The organism is Pseudoalteromonas sp. 19-MNA-CIBAN-0066 (assembly GCF_040308705.1).
In the GTDB taxonomy this organism is placed as follows: Bacteria; Pseudomonadota; Gammaproteobacteria; order Enterobacterales; family Alteromonadaceae; genus Pseudoalteromonas; species Pseudoalteromonas nigrifaciens.
Genome location: NZ_JBEONZ010000004.1, coordinates 64,126 through 87,790 on the forward strand (window position 1 = coordinate 64,126; position 23,665 = coordinate 87,790).

22 protein-coding genes and 1 pseudogene are annotated in these 23,665 nt (G+C 39.8%); 13 read left to right on the forward strand and 10 right to left on the reverse strand.

Features of this window, described 5'->3' with window-relative positions:
* Nucleotides 1-18: 18 nt before the first annotated feature.
* Together AAEZ18_RS03995 and AAEZ18_RS04000 are read right to left on the reverse strand one after the other, a co-directional pair.
* The gene (locus tag AAEZ18_RS03995) at nt 19-306 is read right to left on the reverse strand and encodes a type II toxin-antitoxin system RelE/ParE family toxin (protein ID WP_011329273.1); all 288 of its coding nucleotides are present in this window, start codon (nt 304-306) and stop codon (nt 19-21) included.
* Nucleotides 306-533 (reverse strand): ribbon-helix-helix domain-containing protein, encoded by a 228-nt coding sequence (locus AAEZ18_RS04000; protein ID WP_011329274.1) that lies wholly within the window; start codon nt 531-533, stop codon nt 306-308. Before AAEZ18_RS04000 ends, AAEZ18_RS03995 begins: the two co-directional genes overlap by 1 nt.
* A 137-nt stretch (nt 534-670) precedes the next feature.
* Here AAEZ18_RS04000 and rluA point away from each other — a divergent pair, with 137 nt between their 5' ends.
* Nucleotides 671-1,324, forward strand: a complete 654-nt coding sequence (gene rluA, locus AAEZ18_RS04005) for a bifunctional tRNA pseudouridine(32) synthase/23S rRNA pseudouridine(746) synthase RluA (RefSeq protein ID WP_089368765.1) — start codon at nt 671-673, stop codon at nt 1,322-1,324.
* 92 nt (nt 1,325-1,416) lie between these two features.
* Complete coding sequence (locus AAEZ18_RS04010) at nt 1,417-2,427, forward strand: DUF3530 family protein (RefSeq protein ID WP_089368766.1); 1,011 nt, start codon at nt 1,417-1,419, stop codon at nt 2,425-2,427.
* On the opposite strand, the gene djlA is transcribed toward AAEZ18_RS04010, so the two are convergent.
* The 3 genes from djlA to AAEZ18_RS04025 are packed head-to-tail and all read right to left on the reverse strand — an operon-like array spanning nt 2,410 to nt 4,936.
* A complete protein-coding gene (gene djlA / locus AAEZ18_RS04015) occupies nt 2,410-3,267 on the reverse strand; it encodes a co-chaperone DjlA (protein WP_350549957.1) in 858 nt (285 codons plus the stop codon). The genes AAEZ18_RS04010 and djlA overlap by 18 nt on opposite strands.
* A 17-nt stretch (nt 3,268-3,284) precedes the next feature.
* On the reverse strand, nt 3,285-3,938 hold the full coding sequence (gene murU / locus AAEZ18_RS04020; protein WP_058374205.1) for an N-acetylmuramate alpha-1-phosphate uridylyltransferase MurU: 654 nt from the start codon (nt 3,936-3,938) through the stop codon (nt 3,285-3,287).
* The gene (locus AAEZ18_RS04025; RefSeq protein WP_089368768.1) at nt 3,935-4,936 is read right to left on the reverse strand and encodes an aminoglycoside phosphotransferase family protein; all 1,002 of its coding nucleotides are present in this window, start codon (nt 4,934-4,936) and stop codon (nt 3,935-3,937) included. The genes murU and AAEZ18_RS04025 overlap by 4 nt, the downstream gene beginning before the upstream one ends.
* 93 nt (nt 4,937-5,029) lie before the next feature.
* On the opposite strand from AAEZ18_RS04025, the gene lptD reads away from it, so the two are divergent.
* From lptD to AAEZ18_RS04060, 7 genes and pseudogenes are all read left to right on the forward strand, one after another.
* Nucleotides 5,030-7,276, forward strand: a complete 2,247-nt coding sequence (lptD, locus tag AAEZ18_RS04030; RefSeq protein WP_041454580.1) for an LPS assembly protein LptD — start codon at nt 5,030-5,032, stop codon at nt 7,274-7,276.
* A 98-nt stretch (nt 7,277-7,374) separates the two neighbouring features.
* Nucleotides 7,375-8,670, forward strand: a complete 1,296-nt coding sequence (surA, locus tag AAEZ18_RS04035; RefSeq protein ID WP_011329281.1) for a peptidylprolyl isomerase SurA — start codon at nt 7,375-7,377, stop codon at nt 8,668-8,670.
* A gap of 2 nt (nt 8,671-8,672) precedes the next feature.
* Nucleotides 8,673-9,665, forward strand: coding sequence for a 4-hydroxythreonine-4-phosphate dehydrogenase PdxA (pdxA, locus tag AAEZ18_RS04040; RefSeq protein WP_011329282.1), 993 nt, complete (start codon nt 8,673-8,675; stop codon nt 9,663-9,665).
* A complete protein-coding gene (gene rsmA, locus AAEZ18_RS04045) occupies nt 9,662-10,468 on the forward strand; it encodes a 16S rRNA (adenine(1518)-N(6)/adenine(1519)-N(6))-dimethyltransferase RsmA (protein WP_011329283.1) in 807 nt (268 codons plus the stop codon). The genes pdxA and rsmA overlap by 4 nt, the downstream gene beginning before the upstream one ends.
* Entirely contained in the window at nt 10,452-10,841 is a 390-nt protein-coding gene (apaG, locus tag AAEZ18_RS04050; RefSeq protein ID WP_011329284.1) for a Co2+/Mg2+ efflux facilitator ApaG/CorD, read from the forward strand. Before rsmA ends, apaG begins: the two co-directional genes overlap by 17 nt.
* A gap of 12 nt (nt 10,842-10,853) precedes the next feature.
* A pseudogene (locus AAEZ18_RS04055) lies at nt 10,854-11,659 on the forward strand (symmetrical bis(5'-nucleosyl)-tetraphosphatase).
* Nucleotides 11,660-11,911: 252 nt separating this feature from the next.
* Entirely contained in the window at nt 11,912-13,927 is a 2,016-nt protein-coding gene (locus AAEZ18_RS04060) for a methyl-accepting chemotaxis protein (protein ID WP_089368770.1), read from the forward strand.
* 56 nt (nt 13,928-13,983) lie between these two features.
* Here the strand turns inward: AAEZ18_RS04060 and rfaH are convergent, their stop codons facing one another.
* The 4 genes from rfaH to radC all read right to left on the reverse strand — a co-directional run bounded on the left by rfaH (nt 13,984) and on the right by radC (nt 16,137).
* On the reverse strand, nt 13,984-14,469 hold the full coding sequence (rfaH, locus tag AAEZ18_RS04065) for a transcription/translation regulatory transformer protein RfaH (protein WP_197107650.1): 486 nt from the start codon (nt 14,467-14,469) through the stop codon (nt 13,984-13,986).
* A 316-nt stretch (nt 14,470-14,785) separates the two neighbouring features.
* The gene (rpmG, locus tag AAEZ18_RS04070) at nt 14,786-14,941 is read right to left on the reverse strand and encodes a 50S ribosomal protein L33 (protein WP_004335545.1); all 156 of its coding nucleotides are present in this window, start codon (nt 14,939-14,941) and stop codon (nt 14,786-14,788) included.
* A gap of 11 nt (nt 14,942-14,952) precedes the next feature.
* Nucleotides 14,953-15,189: a 50S ribosomal protein L28 gene (gene rpmB, locus AAEZ18_RS04075; protein ID WP_041454777.1), complete on the reverse strand. Its 237-nt coding sequence runs from the start codon at nt 15,187-15,189 to the stop codon at nt 14,953-14,955.
* A 273-nt stretch (nt 15,190-15,462) separates the two neighbouring features.
* The gene (gene radC / locus AAEZ18_RS04080) at nt 15,463-16,137 is read right to left on the reverse strand and encodes a RadC family protein (protein WP_011329290.1); all 675 of its coding nucleotides are present in this window, start codon (nt 16,135-16,137) and stop codon (nt 15,463-15,465) included.
* A gap of 143 nt (nt 16,138-16,280) precedes the next feature.
* Between radC and coaBC the strand changes: the two genes are divergently transcribed.
* The 4 genes from coaBC to AAEZ18_RS04100 all read left to right on the forward strand — a co-directional run bounded on the left by coaBC (nt 16,281) and on the right by AAEZ18_RS04100 (nt 22,388).
* On the forward strand, nt 16,281-17,474 hold the full coding sequence (gene coaBC, locus AAEZ18_RS04085; RefSeq protein WP_011329291.1) for a bifunctional phosphopantothenoylcysteine decarboxylase/phosphopantothenate--cysteine ligase CoaBC: 1,194 nt from the start codon (nt 16,281-16,283) through the stop codon (nt 17,472-17,474).
* 158 nt (nt 17,475-17,632) lie between these two features.
* Nucleotides 17,633-18,220, forward strand: a complete 588-nt coding sequence (slmA, locus tag AAEZ18_RS04090; protein ID WP_011329292.1) for a nucleoid occlusion factor SlmA — start codon at nt 17,633-17,635, stop codon at nt 18,218-18,220.
* 161 nt (nt 18,221-18,381) lie between these two features.
* The gene (locus AAEZ18_RS04095; protein WP_089368772.1) at nt 18,382-21,162 is read left to right on the forward strand and encodes an alpha/beta hydrolase family protein; all 2,781 of its coding nucleotides are present in this window, start codon (nt 18,382-18,384) and stop codon (nt 21,160-21,162) included.
* Nucleotides 21,163-21,281: 119 nt separating this feature from the next.
* The gene (locus AAEZ18_RS04100; RefSeq protein ID WP_179806931.1) at nt 21,282-22,388 is read left to right on the forward strand and encodes a GGDEF domain-containing protein; all 1,107 of its coding nucleotides are present in this window, start codon (nt 21,282-21,284) and stop codon (nt 22,386-22,388) included.
* 80 nt (nt 22,389-22,468) lie between these two features.
* On the opposite strand, the gene AAEZ18_RS04105 is transcribed toward AAEZ18_RS04100, so the two are convergent.
* Nucleotides 22,469-23,653 (reverse strand): BaiN/RdsA family NAD(P)/FAD-dependent oxidoreductase, encoded by a 1,185-nt coding sequence (locus AAEZ18_RS04105; protein WP_011329295.1) that lies wholly within the window; start codon nt 23,651-23,653, stop codon nt 22,469-22,471.
* Nucleotides 23,654-23,665 lie beyond the last annotated feature (12 nt).

Here is a 23,665-nt window from a genome sequence, read left to right on the forward strand (position 1 = left end):
TCTAAAATCACTTGTAAATCACAACCACTCTTCTATATCTTGCCCACCCAAAACAGCCATTATTTCAACATCAGTTTCATAAACTCTGTAATAAATACTATCTGAGCCACAAACGGCACGTCGATAACCTTTACGAATATGAGCAACTGATTGGTAGGGATAAGGATTTGCAGCTAGCTTTTCAAACAGAGTAAAAAAAGCATAAAAATAAGTATCTGCTTGCTGCTGTGAATACTCCTTACAGCCATACTGATAAATACGACGTAAGTCTTCTTTAGCATCATTTGAGAGTTTAAACTTTCGCATTACTTAACATTTAGTTTAAATTCAGTCAGGATTTCATCAGCAGATTGATTAGTAAAGCCACTTTTTTCAGATTTAAGCAGTTTACTATTGATAGCTTCAGCCCTTCTTGCACGTCGAATTAAGTCATTCACTAATTCGCTTTTATTCGCGTAATCACCTACATTTTCAATGTGATTACGCAGCCATAAATCATTTTTCTCAGTGAGCGAAATGCTTTGCCTTGCCATAATATATACCTCAAAAAATCATACTGGTGTAATTTTACACCAGTATGAAAAACATGCAATTAAACTTTAATCTTTTTCCTTGAGCCTTAGTGCTCGCTCCACTAAAATGGCGCCCTTGAAAATCACTGAGGTCGGCCGTGTTAATTAACTACAATCCCCCAACAGATCCGTATTTAACTATTCTGTATCAGGATGAGGATTTACTCATCGTTAATAAGCCTAGCGAGTTGTTAACCGTGCCAGGTAAAGACCCTAAACATGCCGATTGCTTAATAAGTCGTGTTAACCGAGTTTTTCCTACCGCTAAAATAGTGCATCGTTTAGATATGGCAACGTCGGGCATACTTTGCTTGGCAATGAATAAAGCTGCGCACCGCCATGTAAGTATGCAGTTTCAGGAGCGCGAAACCGCCAAGCGCTATATTGCCCGGATATATGGGCAACTTGAGGCGCAAACCGGCTCGGTTGATTTACCGCTTATTTGCGATTGGCCTAATCGCCCCAAGCAAATGGTTGATCACGAAAACGGTAAGCCGTCGCTTACGCACTTTAAAATACTTGAACGTGAACCACATGCAACCCGTGTAGAACTAACTCCTATTACAGGGCGCTCGCACCAGTTGCGTGTACATATGCTAAGCCTAGGCCATCCTATTTTAGGTGATAGGCTTTACGCGCACAAAGAGGCACTCGCTGCGGCGCCGCGCTTGCAATTACACGCACAAATGCTCAGCTTAAAACATCCCACTACTGAGCAAATACTTACATTTGAAGCTGCTCCTGATTTTTAGCGCTAACACTTAATATTAAAGTTTAGCCTGTTACGCTAAACTTTTTTGCTGCTGCGCCGATATCTAAATAATGTTTTTTATTTGAGTTGATTATGGTATTGGCGCAGTATTTAAAGGTAATTAAACTAAACGTACTGCTAAGCTGTGCGCTACTTTTGACTGTGCAAGTAACTGCAGCAGAGCATATTGCCCCCCCCTCGTATGCAAGTATTGAAAATAATGATATTCAACACTTACTTCCCAATGATGAAATAAAGCCTATATTAGCTGGCGATACTGAATTTTTAACCTTATACAGCGAGTATATGAGTGCTGATTTTAGAGGCACTGTACTGCTTATACCTGATTGGCAATCAAGCGCGACCAATAATGCCGGAATGAGCTTTTTACGCAAAGAACTGAATAATTTAGGCTACACTACCTACGCAATGACAGTACCTGATATTAACTGGCAGGCCAGTGAAATAGCCACTGCTGCAACTAACGAAAACACTGCAACTGAAAGCACCTCAGCTGAAAATATTCTTGCCCAAAGCTCTGACAATGCAAATACAGCTAATCAAAGCACTGATAATGAAAGTGCTGCTGTTGAAAGTGCTACTATTGAGGATACTGGTGTAAACAAAAGTGCTGAGCCACACCATGTTAATGCCATTGAAAAAGTGAGTGACGCGGTACTCGATAACTATAAAGTAAATTTAATCGCCCGCTATGAAGCACTGTATAATACAGCAATGGCGGAGCCGAATAATATTGTAGTAATTGCCCAGGGGATCAGTGCTGGCGTGCTACTTGAACATTATGCGCAATTTCCCGACTCAAGACTTAATGCATTTATAAGTTTAAGCAGTTATTTACCTAACAGTAAACGTAATCAAGACTTAAGCCAAACTTCGTCTTTAATTGCCCCACCATTACTGGATATTTACTACGCTAACGATAACAACGAGATTTTAATGAACCTTAAAAATCGTCAGCGCTGGGTTAACCGCAACGCAAAATTTGATTATCGCCAACGCCAGTTATTTGGTTTGCGCAATCAGCCCGATCAACATGCACGCCTAAGTAAAGAAATAGACGGCTTTTTACGCCGACTTTTTTAAATACTCGTAAGCAGCTTGAATATCTTGGCTTTTTTTGACCGCTAATTCCATCATATGTTTTGGTAAACCTTGCGATACCAATTTATCAGGGTGATGCTGCGCCATCAGTTTTCGATACGCGAGCTTTATTTCTCGCGCTGTTGCCGAGTCATTAAGCCCTAATAATGCCAACGCTTGTGCGCGGTTTATATTATTATTAGGTGGTACATGATGGCCTGAACCTTCACGGTAACTGCTACTTTGCCCTTGTTGTTGTTTATAACGCTGTTGCTGCTGCCTAAAGCTAAACTCTGCTTGGTAACGCTTTAATACAAAAGCAAAGTGCGCTCTAGATACGCCTAACTGTTTACTCACTTCTTGTAAAAGTAGTTTTTCTTGCTCAGCGAGTACACCATCTGAAAATGCCATTTGAATTTGAATTTCTAAAAATAGCTGTAATAAATCATAACGCTTAGCAAAACGTTCTTTAAAGTCTTGTACTGTTTCTTTTAATGAAAAATCATTTTCTTTACCCGACTGAAATGCATGTTGTGCTTCGCGGCGCTCTTCGCCTTGTAGGCCCATTTCGTCCATAAATAACGTTGCAGCTTTAATATGTACTTCGCTAATGCGCCCATTTGATTTAGCAATATGCCCCATAACTGCAAAACAGCTAGAAAAAAACAGCGCTTGACGCTCGTTGACGTCGTCACCTTTAAATAAGTTTGAAAAGCCACCGGCTTTATCAAAATCTTTTTTTAAGCTTTTATCAAACATATGGCCAAGATATAGGCCAAAAATAGCACCAAATATTTTGCCAAACATAAAACCGAAAATAAACCCGAGTATTTTTCCCCACATCTAAATTATTACCTCTATTAAATTTGTCGTTGATTAAGTGCTGATAATCGCTCAGGAGTACCTACATCATCCCATTGGCCTATGTAGAGTTCGGTAGAGACTAAATGTTCAGTTAATTTTTTAGCTAAAATAGGCCCAAGCGGACGAACACCTTGCTCAAAATCGTTAAAAAAATCGGCTTGATATCGGCCAATTCCAGAAAATGTATATTTTTGACTATCACTCGACAAATGACTGAGTGCAAAATCACCGTTAGGATTATGCGGTGGGTTTTCTATCAGCACTATGTGCGCCTCACCCGCTTGTAAATGCAGTTGAGTTAACGCGCTTACATCGTAATCGGTATATATGTCGCCATTTATAACAATAAAGGTATCGCCTAATAGGGGCAGCGCAGCAATAATGCCACCGGCCGTTTCAAGGCCACCTGCCACTTCTTGGCTATAACGTATATTTACGCCCCACTTGCTGCCATTGGCAAAATAATCTTTAATTTTATCACCTTGCCACGCAAGGTTTATTACTATTTCGGTAATACCCGCCGCTTTAAGATTAACAATATGATGCTCAATTAATGGCTTACCCGCTACTGCCAACATAGGTTTAGGCATATTTTGCGTTAGTGGCATCATACGTTGTCCGCGCCCGGCCGCTAAAATCATCGCCTTCATGTGCGCTCCTTAGCCAAGCGCTCAACCACTTTAGGAGCAATGGTATTTTGTATAAATAAGCCAAGGGCCTGTAGCTCTGAATAATTAGCAGCTACCTCTACAATGTATGCAAGTGTAGGAAGTATATTAGCCAAATAACCTTTTTTACCATCACGTAAATACAAACGACAAAAAATACCTGCCGCTTTTAAATGGCGCTGTAAACCGGTTAAATCAAACCAATATTTAAATTCATTAAAGGTAACATTAGCAATTAAACCTTGGCGATTAAATTCATCGTATCCGTATTTAACTAAATGAGTTAATTCGCTCTCTGGCAGTTTAAAATAGCAATCGCGTAACAAAGATACCAAGTCGTAACACAACGGCCCGCGTACAGCATCTTGATAATCTATGATCGCCCATTGCTGGTTGCAGCGCATAATATTACGACTATGGTAATCGCGGTGCATGGTAACGCTAGGCTGAGCAAGCATGGTATTACTAAGCAGATCACAGCTTGTTTGCCACAGCATTTGTTGCTCTGCTGTTAGTTCACAATCAATGAAGTCATGCATTAACCACTGGCTGAATATGCCAAGCTCAACAGCTATAAACTTTTTATCATAAGCTTGCATAGCAGCGGCTGCAGGTGTTTTTGCCCACTGTACGCTCAGCTTAATTAATTGCTGGTAATACTCGGTGCGGTGCTCATCATCAAGCATGTCTGCTAGGTGCGTGCTGCCTAAGTCACTTAAAATAAAAAAACCTTGCTGCTCGTCACTGGCAATAATAGCGGGCAATAAAAATCCTTGCTGCGTAAATACGCTATTAAGCGAGATATACGGCGCATTATTTACTTTAAGCGGATCGGAATCCATCACTATAAAGCTGTTATTAGCACAATTTAAGCGATAATAACGACGAAAACTCGCATCGGCAGTAATTGCCGCTAACGTGCATTGTTGCTCACTAAAGTGAGTATTTATAAAGAGTTGTAAGCGTTCAAAACGTGTCATTTTATAAGCTATCTATTTTTCACTAATTACTTTGCCATTGTTTTCCTTTATTATGTCTACTTGAAATTAATCACAGCGTATAAAGGTCGATAAATGAGCAAAACCTGGGGCATATTGATGCTAAGCGTACTGAGCGCACCATCGCTTGCCGAAACTGAACTGACACACAAGTTTTGTGGCACTTCAATGCAAACCAGAGCTTGGCAACCGCTTCCTGGCTTAAAGCTAGGTATGGTTGATATTCGCGCTAACGACGTAGAGCTTTTAGGCACACAAAGCGCTGAATTTACTGGTAATGTTGATATTAACACCGTTAATATGAGTTTGTCCGCACAAACTGCACTAATCGATAAACAACGCGGTTTACTCAATGCTACTGGGCCAATTACTTATCGCGACAAAATAAGCGAAGTTAACAGCACTGGCCTCAACGCCGATTTAAATAATTCAGCAATCAGCTTACTTGGTGCACAATATAGCCTAACACAACAGCTAGGCAAAGGTGGCGCTGAAAAACTCACCGTTGATGAGTCTGGCTTAATGCTAATGAATGCAAGCTTTACTGCTTGCCCTGGCGAAGTACCTGTGTGGGCCATTGAAGCCGACGAAATTAACCTTTCTCGCGAAGAAGGCTGGGGCGAAACCTATAATGCGGTTTTACGCATCCTAGATACGCCGGTTTTATATTTACCTTATTTTACCTTTCCGCTTGATGAGCGCCGTAAATCTGGGTTACTTACGCCTAGTTTTTCAAGCTCAGATCGCTATGGTTTAGAAACTATTACGCCTTACTACTGGAATATCGCTCCCAATTTAGATGCCACCATTACCCCGCGTTATATGTCGCGTAAAGGTTTACAACTGCAAACTGAATTTAGATATTTAACCCAAGAGCATGAAGGCTTAGTGGGTATTGAATATTTAAATAAAGATGATTCAGACCCCGATCTTGGCGATCGTTATATGTTTCATTGGCAACAAAAAAGCTATTTAGGTGAAAACTGGCGCGCTAATGTTGATATAACAAACGTGAGTGACGACAACTACTTAACTGATTTAGACTCTAATTATGCCAGTAAAACCGATACTCAATTGTACAGAACAGGCTCGCTTACTCATATGGGCGACACTTGGCGTACCGATATTACAGTACAAAACTTTGAAGTACTGGGAGATCACTTAGAGTCTTATACCGCTTTGCCACAAATTAGTTTTACCCAAACCGCACCTTGGCAATACGACAACTTTGATTTTAGTGTATCGGGAGAAGTGAGCCACTTTACTAATAGCTCAGCTATTATTGATCAAGCTACTCGAATACATATTGAGCCAAAAGCTCGCTTTGATTATAAAGAACATGCATGGTCGTTTTTATCAGAAGTAAGCATATTACAAACAAACTACAAACAGCATGGTGATTTAGAAGGTACTCAATACAGCGAAAGCGTATCGCGTACACTGCCAAAAGTACGTTTGTATACACAACTTAATTTTGAGCGCGAAACCTCCTACTTTATTGATGACGGTATTCAAACTTTAGAGCCACAGCTACAATATTTATATACCCCTAATGAAGATCAATCTGATATTGGCTTATTTGATACTGCCAAACTACAAGATGATTTTTTTGGTTTATTTAGAGACACACGCTTTTCAGGTGTTGATAGAATAGCTGCTGCTAACCAATTTACCTTAGGTGCAACGACTCGGTTATTTGACAAAAAACACCAAGAAGTATTTAATTTTAGCGCCGGACAAATATTTTATTTAAGCGATTCAGCCAAACCTACAGAGCAAGGATTAAACTCAGACACCAACTACAATGCCTTGTTTGCAGCACAAACCATGGTACATTGGCATCGTCGCTGGTATTTATCTGCGGGTATTCAGTATGATACTGACGGTAAACAAATTATTCAGTCTAACGTAACGCTCGACTATAAAGGCGACGATAATGAGCTAGTTCAATTGAACCATCGGTATTCAGATGATGTCTCAGGTAATGCAATTGAACAAACAGGCTTATTTACAAGCATTCCAGTGAGCGACGAATGGCAGTTTATTGCAAGCTATCACCGCGACCTTGAAAATAACCGCAGTATCGAAGTGTTAAGCGGACTACAGTATGAATCGTGCTGTTGGGCATTTCAAATTACTGGCCATCGCCAAATTGTTACCGACTTAAATCAGTCTATAGGGCAACAACAGGCGACTTTTGATTCAAGCATTCGTTTGAATTTTGTTTTAAAAGGGTTAGGTAGTAAAAGCCGTTATGATGCTAAAAAATTATTACAACAAGGTATTTTTGGTTATCGTAGACCGTATTTTCTTAATGACTAGGACACTATTTTTAAAGTTAAAGTAGTATTAATTAACGCTAAAAATTGAGTATTCCCTAGGATCACAACAGTACTATTAGCAAGAGTAGTAAAAAGAATATGAATTTAAAAAAATTATTAACATCAGCAGTTTTAAGTATTAGCTTATGCCAAAGCGCATTTGCAGCTCCGGTTGAAATCGACAAAGTTATTGGCATAGTCAACCAAGGAGTTATTTTAAAAAGTGAAGTGGACACCATAGTTAACCGTGTTAAAAAGCAAGCTGAAGAACAGAGTCAGGAGCTTCCTAAAGACGAAACATTACGTGTCCAGGCCGTAGAGCGATTAGTTAACCAAACACTCATGATGCAAATGGCTGAGCGTATGGGGTTAGAGATTTCAGACAGCCAACTAGATCAAACACTTGCAAGTATGGCTAAAGAGCAAGGCGGTAGCATTGCAGATTTACGTCGTACTATTGAGGGCTCGGGAGAAAGCTTTCAAGCATACCGTGAAGAAATTCGTAAAGAGATCACTACGCAACAAGTTATGCGCGCCAATGTTGATCGCCGTGTTTATGTAAGCGAGCAAGAAGTAGATAACTTACTAAAAATTATGGAAAGCCAAGGTCAAAACGCAGAAGAGTATGACATTGGCCATATTTTAATTGATATTCCTAGTGATGCTAGCGCCGATGAAATTGCGTCAGCTAAAACGCGCGCAGACAAAGTAATTGAATTACTTAATGACGAGCAAGAATTTAAACGCATTGCTATTTCATCATCAAGCGGCTCTCAAGCACTTGAAGGTGGACAACTAGGTTGGATGGGCATTAACGAAATGCCGTCGTTATTTGCTGAAGCCGTAAAAGGTAAAAAGCAAGGCGCTATTATTGGTCCGCTGCGCTCTGGTGCTGGTTTTCATATTATAAAAGTCCAAGATGTTCGTGGTCGTCAAGTTGTAGAAACAACTGAAACTCGCTCACGTCATATTTTAATAAAACCATCTATTATTTTAAGTGAAGAAAAAGCACGTAGTATGCTTGCCGGTTTTGTAAAAGACTTACGCGCTGATAAAGCCGACTTTGCAAAACTTGCTAAAGAATACTCAGAAGATCCAGGCTCAGCCCTTAAAGGTGGTGAGTACGATTGGGCTGATCCAACTAGCTATGTTCCTGCCTTTAGAGATACTTTATTATCACTTAAGCAAAATGAAATTAGCGAACCATTTAGAAGCCAATTCGGTTGGCATATTGTGCAGTTACTCGATACCCGTGTAGCTGATAAAACCGAGCAAGCTAAACGCAACCGCGCCCATGGCATGCTATTTAATCGTAAATTTAAAGAAGAAAGCTTTAACTGGCAGCAAGAAATGCGCGAACAAGCCCATGTTGAAATTTTCCCAATAGACGAATAACTATGACATTACGTATCGCAATTACCCCTGGTGAGCCTGCGGGCATTGGTCCAGATTTACTGTTAAAACTTGCCCAACAAACTTGGGACGCACAGCTTGTTGCCATTGCCGACGCGAATATGCTTAAGCAACGTGCTAAACATTTAGGCTTAAGTATAAAGCTAATAGAGTTTGATCAGCACGCTGCAGCAACGCCTGCACCAGCAGGAAGCCTTTACCTACATCAAGTAGATGTAGCTGAGCCTGTAGAGCTAGGTGTGCTTAACGATGCTAATGGCCAATACGTATTAGACACTTTGCGTATTGCCAGTGAAAAAAACATGGATGGCACTTTTGCAGCAGTTGTTACCGGCCCTGTACATAAAGGTATTATTAATAAAGCCGGTATTTCGTTTAGTGGCCACACCGAGTATTTTGCACAACAGTCGAATACCGCAGATGTAGTAATGATGCTTGCTACGCAAGGCCTAAGAGTAGCGCTGGTAACGACGCATATTCCACTTGCCTATGTATCGCGTGCTATTACAGAGGATCGGCTAATCAAAGTAGCGAGTATTTTAAACCACGACTTACAAACTAAGTTTGGTATAGAAAAGCCGCGTATTTTAGTCTGTGGTTTAAATCCTCATGCTGGTGAAGATGGCCATTTAGGCCGTGAAGAAATAGATACCATTATTCCAACACTTGAAATACTTAACAACCAAGGTATGAACCTGATTGGTCCACTCCCTGCCGACACTTTATTTCAAGATAAATACCTAAATGAAGCCGATGCCGTATTAGCTATGTATCACGATCAGGGGCTACCTGTGCTAAAATACAAGGGATTTGGTAACTCGGTAAATATTACCTTAGGTTTACCATTTATTCGCACCTCAGTAGATCATGGTACTGCTCTGGATTTGGCAGGCAAAGGTACTGCTGATGTTGGCAGTTTTGAATTAGCGATCCGCGAAGCAATTAAGCTCGCCCAAGAAAAAGCACAAAATCAATGACCGATAAAGTACATTTAGGACACCGCGCCCGTAAACGTTTTGGACAAAACTTTTTATTTGATGACATGATCATCGGTAAAATAGTGAGCGCAATCGATCCTAAACCAGAAGATAACCTAGTAGAGATTGGTCCAGGCCTTGGCGCAATTACTGAACCGGTAGCCGAATTAAGCGGCCATTTAACGGTTGTAGAATTAGATAAAGATTTGGCACAGCGTTTAATTGAACACCCATTTTTGGGACCTAAATTAACCGTAAACCAAGGCGATGCAATGACCTTTGATTTTGCAAGCTTGGTGAGAGATGACAAAAAACTAAAAGTGTTTGGTAACTTACCGTATAACATTTCGACTCCGTTATTATTTCATCTTTTTGAATTTGCAGACAATATTGAGCACATGCACTTTATGCTGCAAAAAGAAGTAGTAAAACGCATGGTTGCAGGCCCGGGGAGCAAAACCTTTGGTCGTTTAAGCGTAATGACTCAGTACTACTGTAATGCAATGCCGGTTATAGAAGTACCGCCTGAGTGCTTTAAACCTGCGCCTAAAGTAGATTCGGCGGTTATTCGCTTAATCCCTAAAAAGCCTGAACAACGCACTGCAAAAAGCGTGAAAATTTTAAATAACGTTTGCCTAGAAGCTTTTAACCAGCGTCGTAAAACACTACGCAATAGTTTAAGCAACTTACTAACTGCGGATGAGCTAACCAGCATTGGCATAGATGTTACTTTGCGTGCTGAGCGCTTATCGTTACAACAATTTATTGACATAGCAAATTGGATTTATGACAACAAGCAGTAATATTGGATCGCCTGTAAAGGTATCTGTTGAAACATTTTATGTAGAAGAGCAGTCGCAACCTGAACTCGAAAAGTTTGTATTTGCTTATTCTGTAACCATTAAAAACCACAGTTTGTGTAGCGCTAAATTACTGAGCCGTTATTGGTTAATTACCGATGCAAATGGCAAAGAAATTGAAGTGCAAGGCGAAGGTGTGGTCGGCGAAAACCCAGTTATAGCACCCGGCGAAAGTTATAAATATACCAGTGGGGCAATACTAGATACCCCGGTAGGTACTATGCAAGGGCACTATACGTTACGTAACGAGTTTGGCACTGAGTTTAAAGCGCCTATTAACGTGTTTCGTTTAGCCTGCCCTAACATACTGCACTAGTACACTATACACATGGCTGACTACGCAATAGGTGATTTGCAAGGCTGCTTTAACGAGTTTAACGCGTTAACTTTAATCCAAGTAAAGATCATCTCTACTTGGTGGGCGATATAGTCGCTCGAGGCGCTGACTCACTAGCCTGTTTAGAGTACTTATACAAACACCAAAATAGCATTACAGTTACGCTAGGCAATCATGACTTACACCTGATTGCCTGCTATCTACTTAATAAACCACCCAACCCTAATGATAAATTAGCAGCTGTATTCAATAGCACTAAACTCCCCCACTATATTGCATTTTTACAAACTCAGCCTTTGGCACTTTACCTTAAGCAGTACAATAGCTTTATATCCCATGCTGGGCTCAACCCTGACTGGTCGATAGCACAAGCCTTACAACATGCTCAGTTTGCTCAGCATTGTTACAGCTCGCCTAAAGCGCATGACTTTTTTGCAAACATGTACCAACCTCACCCCATTAATAACCCTAATGAACTTAATAACTATGAAAAGTTTAGATACATAGTTAACTACTTTACCCGTATGCGATTTTTAACTGCCGATAACCAACTCGACTTAAGTGCAAAAGGAGAAGTAACAAGTGGCAATAACTTAACCCCTTGGTTTATGCATCCAGCAATAACAACGGCTAAACAAACGCTTATTTTTGGCCACTGGGCAGCATTAAATGGTAAAACACCTCATAATCATTTATTAGCCTTAGACACCGGATGTGTTTGGGGAGGCGCCATGACCTTAATAGAATTAAAAAGCAAACAAAAAACTGTAGAAAAATCACAACTTTCGTCTAAATAAACTGAAATAAAGTAATACATCTGTTAAGTTTAATGTCGCATGTTGAAACTTTGTAACTACAACCTGTTCACATTAAGTTGGCATTATATTTAGTAGCAAAAATAGCACTCCTATAATTAGAGCTACGCATGGCCATTGCTTAATTAAAAATAATCAACACAGATTAAACAATTAAAATTAACTTTAATTACTTAACTTATTGCAATACAAGCCGATAAGTTTTAACTGATATACTTTAGAATGGAAATCCGTATGAATTTAACAGTGAGCCAGCGTATTTGGGGTGGATTTATTTTCATCACTCTACTGCTTTTAATAATTGGCGGTAACTCTTTAATAAAAATAGCAAATATTGATCGCTCCACCCAAAAAGTAAATCAGTTGTCGCTGCCCGCTTTAAATAAAAGCGCTGAATTACAAGCCGAGTTTATTTTAATGAGCAAAGCTGCTCAAGCTAGTTTTTATACCTCTTCTGCAGAGCAACTAGAACCAATAAAAAACCAAGTGCTCGAACAAAAGCAGTTATTCAATACGCTGCATAGTGAATTACAAGAAGTGGTTAAAAACGATCCACTATTGAGTAAAAGTAGCCAACAAGTTGAAACAACCTATTTAAGTTTTTTAAGCACGGTAGAGGGCTTACTTGCCGACAAAGCTAAACAGCTAGCACTGAATAAAATGTTAAAAGCGCAACTAGAAAGCATAGAGCTTGCCGCCGAAGATGCAAACTCAATTGTACTCGATATTATTGATATAAACGGCTTAGAGCAAAGTAACCCACGCGCTTACCAGGCTGCTAATAATCTTGAAAACAATTTTATGTCTGTAGTAAGCAACAGTACCGACATGCTAACGGTTAAAACGCTTAATACCTTAGATATTGTAAAAAATGAACAAGTATACTACTTCGAAGAAGTGACCCGCACCATAGCGCTAATTAAACCAGCCATAGAGCAAAGCCATAGTGGTTTATACAATAGTCTAAAAGAATACGTAGACACGCTAGAGAGCAACATTGTAGGTAACAATAGCCTTGCTGCGAATAAAAAACGCTTAATCGATGCAATTAGCCTTACTGAACGTGAACTTGCAGAGTCTGAGCAAGCAACTAAAACAGCGCTAAATCAAATTGACGTACTTGTAAAACAAGCCAGCGATGTTGCTTTTTCATTGCAAAAAGGGGTGCGCAGCGACGTAGATTCTGCAAACTTGTGGACTTGGATAGGCATGATAATAGCCACCATAATTGCAATTATCGTGGCAGTCGTTACAGTTAATCGTATTACTAAACCACTGGCTGAAGTTAACCGCATTTTAGATATTGTAGCAAGTGGCGATATGACACAGCGCTTAGATGACAGTGCCAAAGATGAGTTTGGTGAGCTATCTAAAAGCTGTAACACCTTAATTGATAGCCTTCGCAGTTTAATTAAAGGCATTATTTCACGCTCAACTCAGCTTGCAGCTGCATCAGAGCAAACCTCAACAATTACTGGCGAATCAAGTAAAGCAATTCGTAATCAGCAAGCACAAGTTGAACAGGCAGCTACAGCAACAACAGAAATGAGTAGTACATCACAAACGGTAAGTAATAGCGCTCAACAGGCGTTACATGAGATTAAAAATGCCGATAAAGAAGCCGAGCGCGTTAAAGACATTTCAAATCAAAATAAAGCCACTATCGAGCAACTAGCTTACGAAGTTGATGAAGCGTCGAATGTTATTAATAAGCTCCACAAAGACAGCGCATCGATTGGCAGTATATTAGATGTGATTCGCGGTATTGCTGATCAAACAAACTTATTGGCATTAAATGCCGCGATTGAAGCAGCGCGTGCAGGTGAGTATGGGCGAGGCTTTGCTGTAGTAGCAGATGAAGTACGCTCTCTGGCAAGTAAAACACAAGAATCAACCCAAGAGATTCAATCTATGATTGAGTCACTACAAAGCGGTGCAGAAGCCGCTGTATCGGCTATGGAAAAAGGTAAACAACAAGCCGTGTCGTGTGTTAAGCAAAGCGATTTAGCAAGCAGCGCTCTCGACTCGATTACTTTAGCCGTATCGCAAGCGCATAACGTGAGTGAAGAAATATCAACGGCAGCGCAAGAGCAACAACAAGTATCACAAGAAATAAGTGAGCGCTTAGAGTCCATTGTTGCTATAGCCGAGCAAACCGCTGAGGGCGCAATACAAACGACCATATCAAGTTCAGAAGTAGCAAAACTAGCAGAAGAACTTAGGTTATCAGTAGAGAACTTTAAGGTTTAATTACTGCTATAAACATTTATAAAAAGGGGAAGTAATTTATTACTTCCCCTTTTTTATTAAATTTTGCTTATTGCTTGATTACTCACGCTAATTTCTATTTGTTTGTTAAGCAAATTAATGAACAAAATACTGCGCATATCGCCATCAGGCTCTTTATAAATAGCGTCAATATTTTTAAATGACTCATTGTTTACACTCACCAAGTCACCGCTTTTAGGAACTTGCGATTCATGTGAGTGCGAACGCTCTGCTTTAAGCTGATTAATTAACTCAACGGGCACACGCTGATATGCAGCACCATAAGTTACAAAGCCACTTACTCCGCGGGTATTTTTTACCGCAAAAAAGTTACCATTCTCAGCTTCTAAACACACAAATACATAACCAGGAAATAAAGCAGACTGCTTAACAGTGCGGCGTCCTTTAACTAACTTTTCAGTAGTTAACTTTGGAAAAAATGACGCTATTCCTTGGTTTTTTAAATTAACCTGCGCACGCTCTTCTTGGCGAGGTTTACATACAACTAAATACCAACTTTCCATGGCAATTCCTACAGCCTGAGTTGAAGATAAGACAACCATAAACTAAATGAGCGCAGCATTATACTCCTATGCAAACCTTTATGTAAAATAGCCCCACAGTAAATAAGTACTCACTTAGAAAAAGTGATTTAATACGCTGATAATCAAACGAGAAGGTTTTAATTGAGGGGTAAGCGCTGATATATTACAGCTATTAGAAGCAAGCTCTAAGCGAAAGCCAAGGGCAATATTAAACAATTAAGCTATTATTTAACGTAAATCAAAAACAAAAAACCCAGCATAAGCTGGGTTTTTACATTCTAATAGAAAACTAAAATTACTTAATTTTAGCTTCTTTAAAAAGAACATGTTTACGAATCTTTGGATCAAACTTTTTGATTTCCATCTTCTCAGGCATGTTACGTTTGTTCTTGTCGGTAGTGTAGAAAAAACCAGTACCGGCAGTTGAAACTAAACGGATTTTATCGCGCATGATTCAGATCCTTAAACTTTTACGCCGCGAGCACGGATTTCTGTAAGAACCGTGTCGATGCCTTTTTTATCGATAATACGCATACCTTTAGTAGTAGTGCGTAATGTTACAAAACGTTTTTCACTTTCAACCCAAAAACGGTGTGTTTGTAGGTTAGGTAGGAAACGACGTTTAGTCGCGTTTCTCGCGTGTGAACGGTGATTACCAACCGCAGGACGCTTACCTGTAACTTGACATACTTTAGCCATGTCTATATATCTCCAATAACTTAGCTCGAGCTTAATTTTCCCTAAGGCCATGTAGTTGTGCCCTAGAGATAAATCGAAGGGCGCTCTTTATACAGCTTTTACAGGCGAAGATCAAATAACTGATCTCATCCAATCAGCTCATGTGCAAATTTGATAGCGGCTAATTATAAAGATCGAAAGCCCATAGGGAAAGTAAAAACTGCATTTAAATTAAACTAATTTGCCAAAACACACTAAACTGCTCGTTTTTAGTACTCTTCTGTAAAAGTAAAGCTAAATAAGACCTCGTTCAGCAAAAGAAACACAGGTTTCTCCTCCAACAATAATATGATCCAGCACATTTATATCTACCAATTGCAGTGCTTGTTGCAATTTATTAGTAATAAGTTTGTCGGCCTGACTCGGTTCGGCAATCCCGCTTGGGTGATTATGCGCAAAAATAACCGCTGCTGCATTATTTTTAAGTGCCGCTTTTACCACTTCTCGTGGATATACACTGGCAGAATTAATGGTGCCATAAAAAAGTATTTCATCTTTAATTAAGCGATTTTGACTATCAAGATACAGCACCATAAATACCTCCTGCTGCAAACCTCGCATTTGCAAGGTTAAATAATCATATACAGCGTTTGGCGAGTTAAATATAGCATCGCGCTGGCAACGCTCCTGCATATAACGCTGGCTGAGCTCAAGCACCGCTTGCAACTGCACATACTTAGCTGTACCTAACCCTTTTTGCGCACAAAACTCTTCCATACTGGCATTAAATAAATTGTGTAGCGTTTTGTTTTCATTAAGTAAATGTTGGGCAAGCTCAATCACATTCATACCCGGCAAACCGGTGCGTAAAAATATGGCAAGCAATTCAGCATCACTGAGCGCTTTTGCGCCTTTTTCGATTAGCTTTTCGCGGGGACGCTGCGAATTAGGAAGTGAGGTTAGTTGCATTATTCATCCTTGATAAATCGGCTTATATATTAACTGTAATGCAAATTTGAAAATTAGCCTGTTATTTTCATCTTAAAAGCTTAGCTGTACGGGTCAAGATTTGTTATTTTAGCCCTAATATTAAATAAGGCTGATGGACAACCATGATTAATTTAACTAATAAAAAAATAGTGCTGGGAATTAGCGGCGGTATAGCGGCCTATAAATGCGCAGAACTGGTTAGACGCTTAAAAGAGCATGGTTGTAGTGTTAAAGTAGTTATGACTGAATCAGCAAAACATTTTATAACCCCCTTAACTATGCAAGCTGTGAGCGGTGAAATGGTTGCAGACTCCTTACTCGACCCTTCAGCAGAAGCTGCTATGGGCCATATTGAGTTTGCCAAGTGGGCCGATTTAATTTTAGTTGCCCCAGCCACCAGCAACATTATTGCTAAAATGGCGGCGGGCATTGCTGATGACTTACTCACTACCTTATTACTTGCAACTCCGGCTAAAGTCGCTATCGCACCGGCTATGAATCAGCAAATGTATGCTCACCCTGCTACACAAGCTAATTTAGCCACACTTAAAGCACGTAACGTGCTTATTTGGGGCCCAGGAAAGGGTGAGCAAGCTTGTGGCGATGTAGGCGCTGGGCGCATGCTAGAGCCTCATGAGCTAGTTGCTTTATGTATTGCAAAAGAGCAACCTCAGTTACTTGCAGGTAAAACCATTACCATAACTGCAGGCCCGACCCGAGAAGCCATTGACCCGGTACGTTTTATATCTAATCACAGCTCAGGAAAAATGGGCTACGCACTTGCTGAGGCCGCTTTATTACTTGGCGCTAAAGTTAATTTAATTTCAGGCCCGGTGACTATAAAAGCCCCTACTGGCGTAAATTTGATCAACATAGAAAGCGCCGAGCAGCTATTAAACGAATCACTCAACTACGCACCGCGCTCAGATGCGTTTATTGGCTGCGCAGCTGTTGCCGACTACCGCGCAGCAACCGTTGCAGCACAAAAAATGAAAAAGCAAGGCGACGAGCTTACCCTTACTTTAGTTAAAAACCCGGATGTAATTGCACACGTAGCTAATTTACAGCAAAACCGCCCTTACACTGTTGGTTTTGCCGCAGAAACACAAAATGTAGCAAACTACGCAAAAGGCAAACTAAAAAATAAAAACCTGGATATGATTTGCGCTAACGATGTATCACAAAGTGATCTTGGGTTTAACGCTGACAATAATGCGCTAACCCTGTACTGGCATAATGAACAGCTTGAATTACCAACAAATAGCAAAACAGCAATTGCGCTAACAGTGATCCAACAGCTCGCTCAGAGAATATAAAAGAGCTGGAAACAAACTGAATAAAACATTAACATGCTAAACACGCGTTTACTTTTAAGAGTTTAAATTTGTTTAATTCTAAATATAAACGCGCCTTAAACATTTGAATCAAAATGACTAGCTCCTGCTAAAAGATAACTAATAAAAAAGGAATGTTCATGCCTGCGACAAAAAGAAGTAATCGCAAAGAGCAAATACTGCAAGCACTTGCACAAATGTTAGAAACCAGTCCCGGCCAGCGTATTACCACAGCAAAGCTAGCCGCTGAGGTTGGTGTATCGGAAGCAGCGTTGTATCGTCATTTTCCTAGTAAAGCACGTATGTTTGAGGGCTTAATAGAATTTATTGAAGACACGCTTTTATCTCGTATAAATCTTATTTTAGAAAACGAAAAAGAAAGCCAAGCCCGCGTTTATAATATTTTGCATTTACTACTAACGTTTGCTGAAAAGAACCCTGGTATTACCCGTATTTTAACCGGCGACGCATTGCAAGGTGAGCAAGAGCGGTTACGTGAACGAGTGCAAAGTTTCTTTGAAAAACTTGAGACCCAATTTAAACAAGTACTGCGCGAGAGAAAACTGCGTGAAGGTAAAAACTTTCAAAGTGACGAGCTAACCCTAGCCAACTTTTTACTTGCCTATGTTGAAGGTAAAATGAATCAGTTTGTACGCAGTAATTTTAGTACTAAGCCAAGCGCACAATTTGAAAAACAATGGCCGGAGCTACAAAAAATCTGGTTATAAACTCCAAATTCAACACACGTAACCTTGTGAGCCACGCTTGCAAGGTTTTTAAATTTTCACCTTCAGCCTTTCAACTCTGCTTTGCTACCACTTGTCGTATATACTCGAATTATAGACAAAACTCGTTACAATAAAATAACGCTAAAAAACGAGAACCTATAATGAAAACAAAGCTCACCCTTTTAAGCTCTGCGCTTATTGTCAGCGTAGCTAGCACCACAGTTTACGCTAAAGAGTCGCTACAATTTAACGATGTGTTTGATTTTAAATCAGCCAAAGCAACGCAGCTATCTGAAGATGGCCGTATTTTATCGCTCAGTGCAACCCCGTATCGTGGTGATGCCACTGGCCAAGTTTACTCGCTAAGCGGTAATAGCTTAATTGCAGAAGTACCGCGTGGTACTAAACCAGTTATTAATCAAGCTGCTAACTGGGTTGCATTTACCCAAGTACCCACGCTACTAGAACAAGAAACCACGAAGAAAAAAGATGCTCTAAAAAACAACCTGGTACTAGTAAATACCCAAACAGGCGAGCAACAAAGTTTTAGTAATGTGAAAGACTATAAGTTATCAAACGATGGAACTTGGCTTGCCTATCGCTTAAATCAAAAAGCAGCTAAAGGCGATGATGAAAAAGCCGAGGATGAAAGTGCCAGCACTCATGCTAATAAAAACGATAGCGCCATCACACCAGACAAAGATGATAAAACCTATCCACTGGTTATTGTAAATTTAAGCAATAAACGCAGCCACACAATTACAGATGTATTTAACTACAGTATTAGCGCAACTAACCAGCAACTATTAGTTAGCCAGAGTTACAGCGATGGTAACAACAATCAAATAGCACTGCTTAATTTAAATGACTTTGTAAGCAGCATACTCATAGATGAGCCTGGTGTTGTGGCCAGTAAAATAGCCTGGCACCCAACTGAGGCAAGCGTAGCATTTACGTTAGGTAACTATGTTAACGACGACATGCGCCGTCGTAACTACAGCTTACAACTTTGGCAAAATGAGCAGCTAACAACGATTAACTCCCCCAACAAAGATTGGGGAATAGGTAAAACCGCCGCGTTAATATGGTCTAAAAATGGCGAGCGTTTATATTTTGAAAATCGCCCTAAACTAGCCGCTAAAGTAAAAGCTAAAGAGTATAGCGACGAAGCCTCACTATACGACTTTGACACTATACGAGAGCATAAAGGCTTAAAAGTATGGCATAACAACGACGCGCAAATAAAACCGCGTGAACAGCAGCAGTGGAACGAAAAAAACAAAAACCGCCATTACAGCGCGGTGTACCACATAAATTCGCAAAAAGTTATCCAGCTAAGTACTGTGAGCATGCCAGAGGTTGCGCTTAATCCGCAGCGCGATACATCACTGCTTGGTTATACTGATATCCCATACCTTGAGAAAATAATGTATGGCGGCTTTTTTGCTGACTACTTTGCTGTAAATATTAATACAGGTAAACACACTCCCATTGTTAGTAACTACCCGTTTAAACCAAGTTTGGCACCTAATGGCGAGTTTGCCGCCTACTTTAGCGATAACCATATACAGCTAAAAGATTTAAAAAATAATAAAGTCACTACGCTTACACGTGCAATTCAAGCTACTTTTGCTGATGACAAGCACGACTACCCTTCAGCCCAACCAGGTTATGGTTTTGCCGGTTGGAATCAAGATAGCAGCCAACTACTTGCTTACAGTAAGTACGATATTTGGGCGTTTGATGTAAATAGCCAGCAGGCAAAACGTTTAACTAATGGTAAACAAACCAATACTCAATATCGCGTTATTAAACTTGATAAAAGCCAAGTTGGCTTTAAAAAAGACGAAACATTGCTTATATCGGCTATTAACTTACAAACTAAGCAAAGTGAAATAGCCAAGCTTGATTTAACCACCAACACAGTAACTAAAGTGCTCAGTGGTAATAAACGTTTTGATTTAGTTAAAAAAGCAAAAAATGCCGATAAATACCTATTTACTGAGCAAGCGTACCATCAGTTTCCAGACTTTTATCAAACTGACTTTAGTTTCAGTGCTCCGCAACAAGTGACTACACTTAACCCACAAATAAGTAACTTTGCCTGGGGCGAAAAGCCAGAACTCATAAGCTACAAAGGCTTTGATGGCGAAGACTTACAAGGCGTACTAATTAAACCTGCGAGTTACAAAAAAGGCGAAAAAGTACCAGTAATGGTGTATTTTTACCGTTATATGAGCCAACGCATGTACGACTTTCCTAAAATGGAATTAAACCACCGCCCTAATTTTCCTATGTTTACCTCAAACGGTTACGCGGTATTTTTACCCGACATTCGTTTTGAAATAGGCCACCCAGGTAAATCATCAACGCAAACCATGATCAACGCCACGCAAAAGCTCATTGATTTAGGCATTGCTGATAAAAATAAAATTGGTTTACAAGGTCATTCGTGGGCAGGCTACCAAAGTGCCTTTATGATCACTCAAACCGATATGTTTAAAGCGGTTGTATCGGGTGCTCCCGTGTCTAACATGACCAGCGCCTATAGTGGCATTCGTTTAAAATCGGGCTTAGCGCGTCAGTTTCAGTACGAAACAGGACAAAGCCGCATTGGTAAAAACCTTTTTGAAGCGCCAGAATTATACATAGAAAACTCACCGGTATTTTTTGCCGATAAAGTAAACACTCCTATTTTAATTATGTTTGGCGATAAAGACGACGCTGTACCTTGGCACGAAGGGGTACAGTATTACTTAGCCCTGCGCCGTGCGGGTAAAGATGCCACTTTTTTACAGTATGAAGGCGAACCTCATCACTTGAAAAAGTTTCCTAATCAAGTCGATTTTTCAATTCGTATGATGCAGTACTTTGATCATTACTTAAAAGGCAAACCCGCCGCAAAGTGGATGAAAGAAGGCGAAGCATTTATACAAGAGTAAAAATAAATGATAAAAACCCCGATAGATTTAAGTCTATCGGGGTTTTATAATTTATTACTACCCACTTTATAATAAATAGACAATACTGAATTAATTAATAATTATTAAGTCGTTATTTGATGCTACATTTTTGGTATAAAGAATTTCCGCAATACCCTAGAGATCATAAGGATTACTGGCGAACACGCTTAATTGCACATTCTTTATTAATCTGCTGCTGCTACTTTTTAATTTTAACCTTACTAAATGTTTTTTATTTTTCGAGTTACGATATTGCACTTATTGATGCCTTAGGACTTATAGCGTCATTAAGTATTTGTATATGGTTTAATAAAACAGCTCAGGTTAGTAAAGCTGCTTGGGTTGTTGCATTAATGATAGTTGGCTTAATAATGCTCTTTATAGTATCGGCAAAGGGTCATGCTCATTCATTATTTTGGGCAACACTTATTCCGCCTTTTACCTTTTTTTTAGTTGGGCGGAATTGGGGAAGTATATTAAGTAGCATTGCTTTTGGTATTTGTGCCTATCTAGTTTACTTACAGCAACAACTATCAATTACCATAGGTTTATCTGCATTATTTAATTTTATTGAAGTGTCTATTGCGCATGTTTTATTATTTAGGTTTTATGAAAAAACGCGTTTTTCGGCTTACTCTCATCTTTCGAAGCGCAATGCCGAAATAAAACAGCTAGCCGAAACCGATAAGCTCACCGGGCTATATAACAGGCAAAAATTTGATTTTGAATTGTCGCAATTACTGAGTGAAAATAATAATGAGCGAAAATCAAATATAGTGATGATTTGCGACATAGATCACTTTAAAAAAGTAAACGATACTTATGGCCATTTAGCGGGTGATAACGTGCTTAGTGAGTTTGCCAATATTTTACAAAACAAGCTTACAAATAGTGCATTAATTGCACGCTGGGGCGGAGAAGAGTTTACTATTATTCTTCGAGATAGCAGCCTAGATAACGCAATTAACGAAGCTGAAGAGCTCAGAGCGTTTATTGCCACTCATTTAATCGATAATAGAGCGTTAACTATCAGTATTGGTATAGCTAAAGCGCATGTTGACGACACTGCTTTGCATCTTTTAGAGCGCGCCGATAAAGCGCTTTATAAAGCAAAATTACAAGGGCGAGATCAGGTCTGTGTTGCTAGCGACAACTTAACCAAAACTCACTATGAAAACACATTAAGTAAATCCGCTGCTATTTAAAAGTTAGCTCTAAAGTATCAGCGGTTAAACCCAATAAACTAAATTAACCTTGTAACTGCTAACTTATTGTTCCTAAAATATTAAGCATACTGCCCAGCAGCAAAACCGCAGCTCCACGCATACTGAAAATTATAGCCCCCTAGCCAACCGGTTACATCGGTTACTTCGCCAATAAAATATAAGCCTTGTACTTTTTTTGCTTCGAAGGTTTTTGAGCTAAGTTCATCGGTATCTACACCGCCTAGCGTTACTTCCGCTGTTCTGTAACCTTCTGTGCCATTTGGTTTAATTTGCCATGCATGTATATAGTTAACTAACTCGTCAATTTGGCTATGTGTTAGCTGGTTAATATTACAATCAGGAATTGCTTTCCCCTCATGAAGAACTTCAATAAAACGTTTAGGTAAAATAGTGGCTAAGCTATTTTTTAACGACTTTTGAGATTGCGTTTCACGCCAATCGGCTAGCTGTTGTCTTAAATCTGTTTCGGGTAATAAATTAATAGTTACCGCCTGTCCGGCGCGCCAAAATGAGCTTATTTGTAATATAGCAGGGCCCGATAACCCTCTATGGGTAAATAAAATATTTTCTTTAAATGCAGTGCCATCTTCACTAGTAACATCGCATAAAATACTTATACCTGAAAGCGCTTCAAAACGTTCTTTATCGTGCTGATGCAAAGTAAATGGTACAAGTGCCGCCATGGTCGGTAATACTTTTAAGCCAAACTGCTCAGCAATTTTATAGCCAATGGGTGTTGCGCCAAGCTTAGGCATAGTTAACCCACCGGAGGCAATCACTAACGACTCACAATAAAATGTTTCATGCTCGGTTACTACGCTATAACCAGTTTCAGTTTTTGAAACGCTGATTACTTCGTTACGCAACTTTATAGATACACCCGCCCACTCACACTCAGTAAGTAAAATATCAACAATGTCTTGAGCGTTATTATCACAAAAAAGCTGACCTAGTGTTTTGTGGTGATAGGCTAAACCATGACGATCTACCAGTTCAATAAAGTCATGTTGGGTATAACGACTTAAACATGATTTAACAAAATGAGGGTTGCCACACAAATAATTACTAGGGCTGGCATTTTCGTTGGTGAAGTTACAGCGCCCACCGCCACTAATGAGTATTTTTCGACCTGGCTTTTTGCCCATATCAAGTACTGTAACACTACGGCCACGATATCCTGCTTGCGCTGCACACATTAAGCCTGCTGCTCCCGCACCTATTACTATCACATCTACTTGGGTCATTTATTTATCTCA

What these genes read in the sequence shown, in the direction of transcription:
- AAEZ18_RS03995 (WP_011329273.1), bottom strand. Translation starts at nt 306, where the DNA reads ATGCGAAAGTTTAAACTCTCAAATGATGCTAAAGAAGACTTACGTCGT.
- AAEZ18_RS04000 (WP_011329274.1), bottom strand. Translation starts at nt 533, where the DNA reads ATGGCAAGGCAAAGCATTTCGCTCACTGAGAAAAATGATTTATGGCTG.
- AAEZ18_RS04010 (WP_089368766.1), top strand. Translation starts at nt 1,417, where the DNA reads ATGGTATTGGCGCAGTATTTAAAGGTAATTAAACTAAACGTACTGCTA.
- djlA (WP_350549957.1), bottom strand. Translation starts at nt 3,267, where the DNA reads ATGTGGGGAAAAATACTCGGGTTTATTTTCGGTTTTATGTTTGGCAAA.
- murU (WP_058374205.1), bottom strand. Translation starts at nt 3,938, where the DNA reads ATGAAGGCGATGATTTTAGCGGCCGGGCGCGGACAACGTATGATGCCA.
- AAEZ18_RS04025 (WP_089368768.1), bottom strand. Translation starts at nt 4,936, where the DNA reads ATGACACGTTTTGAACGCTTACAACTCTTTATAAATACTCACTTTAGT.
- lptD (WP_041454580.1), top strand. Translation starts at nt 5,030, where the DNA reads ATGAGCAAAACCTGGGGCATATTGATGCTAAGCGTACTGAGCGCACCA.
- surA (WP_011329281.1), top strand. Translation starts at nt 7,375, where the DNA reads ATGAATTTAAAAAAATTATTAACATCAGCAGTTTTAAGTATTAGCTTA.
- pdxA (WP_011329282.1), top strand. Translation starts at nt 8,673, where the DNA reads ATGACATTACGTATCGCAATTACCCCTGGTGAGCCTGCGGGCATTGGT.
- rsmA (WP_011329283.1), top strand. Translation starts at nt 9,662, where the DNA reads ATGACCGATAAAGTACATTTAGGACACCGCGCCCGTAAACGTTTTGGA.
- apaG (WP_011329284.1), top strand. Translation starts at nt 10,452, where the DNA reads ATGACAACAAGCAGTAATATTGGATCGCCTGTAAAGGTATCTGTTGAA.
- AAEZ18_RS04060 (WP_089368770.1), top strand. Translation starts at nt 11,912, where the DNA reads ATGAATTTAACAGTGAGCCAGCGTATTTGGGGTGGATTTATTTTCATC.
- rfaH (WP_197107650.1), bottom strand. Translation starts at nt 14,469, where the DNA reads ATGGAAAGTTGGTATTTAGTTGTATGTAAACCTCGCCAAGAAGAGCGT.
- rpmG (WP_004335545.1), bottom strand. Translation starts at nt 14,941, where the DNA reads ATGCGCGATAAAATCCGTTTAGTTTCAACTGCCGGTACTGGTTTTTTC.
- rpmB (WP_041454777.1), bottom strand. Translation starts at nt 15,189, where the DNA reads ATGGCTAAAGTATGTCAAGTTACAGGTAAGCGTCCTGCGGTTGGTAAT.
- radC (WP_011329290.1), bottom strand. Translation starts at nt 16,137, where the DNA reads ATGCAACTAACCTCACTTCCTAATTCGCAGCGTCCCCGCGAAAAGCTA.
- coaBC (WP_011329291.1), top strand. Translation starts at nt 16,281, where the DNA reads ATGATTAATTTAACTAATAAAAAAATAGTGCTGGGAATTAGCGGCGGT.
- slmA (WP_011329292.1), top strand. Translation starts at nt 17,633, where the DNA reads ATGCCTGCGACAAAAAGAAGTAATCGCAAAGAGCAAATACTGCAAGCA.
- AAEZ18_RS04095 (WP_089368772.1), top strand. Translation starts at nt 18,382, where the DNA reads ATGAAAACAAAGCTCACCCTTTTAAGCTCTGCGCTTATTGTCAGCGTA.
- AAEZ18_RS04100 (WP_179806931.1), top strand. Translation starts at nt 21,282, where the DNA reads ATGCTACATTTTTGGTATAAAGAATTTCCGCAATACCCTAGAGATCAT.
- AAEZ18_RS04105 (WP_011329295.1), bottom strand. Translation starts at nt 23,653, where the DNA reads ATGACCCAAGTAGATGTGATAGTAATAGGTGCGGGAGCAGCAGGCTTA.